We start from the raw sequence: 521 nt of genomic DNA, 5'->3' as shown, positions 1-521 counted from the left end.
TCACCCCCATCCCGCCTGGCCACATACCGCTGCTCAAACAACGACGACACATTCGCATCCACCAACGGATGCAACCCCGCACCGACGGCCCGGCCGGAAACCCCCGCCGGCAGGTCCTCGACGGAACCGGACTCGTCGGCCGACGCCACCCAGTACCGCTCGCGGGCGAACGGGTAGCCCGGCAGCGGGATGCGGCGCCCGGTCACGCCCGGGACGTCGGACCACTCGACCTCGGCGCCCCGCGTCCACAGCTCGACCAGGGCGTGCAGATCGCCGGCCGCGGTGGCCGTGCGCACCGCCCCCGCGTGCTCGCGCACCGCGCCCGACCGGCTCCGGCCACGCCGGACACCGGGGACGGACGCCTCCCCGCGGGCGAACTCCGCCAGCAGCCGCACGAGTTCGGCACCGTCGTCGGTAATGACGACGAGTCGCTCCTCCATGGCTTCGCGTCCGGTGTGGAGCGTGTACGCGACGTCGGCCAGCGCCACCCGCTCACGCTCCAGGAACGCCCCGAGACGGCC

At 73.9% G+C, this 521-nt stretch carries 1 protein-coding gene; it reads right to left on the bottom strand.

Features of this window, described 5'->3' with window-relative positions; translation table 11 throughout:
• The coding region (locus tag ACJ6WD_RS41390; protein ID WP_407617833.1) for a hypothetical protein at positions 1-521 on the bottom strand (521 nt) is incomplete at both ends.

Source organism: Streptomyces sp. VTCC 41912, from assembly GCF_045799175.1.
In the GTDB taxonomy this organism is placed as follows: domain Bacteria; phylum Actinomycetota; class Actinomycetes; order Streptomycetales; family Streptomycetaceae; genus Streptomyces; species Streptomyces albulus_C.
This window is presented reverse-complemented; position numbering and strand designations above follow the sequence as displayed.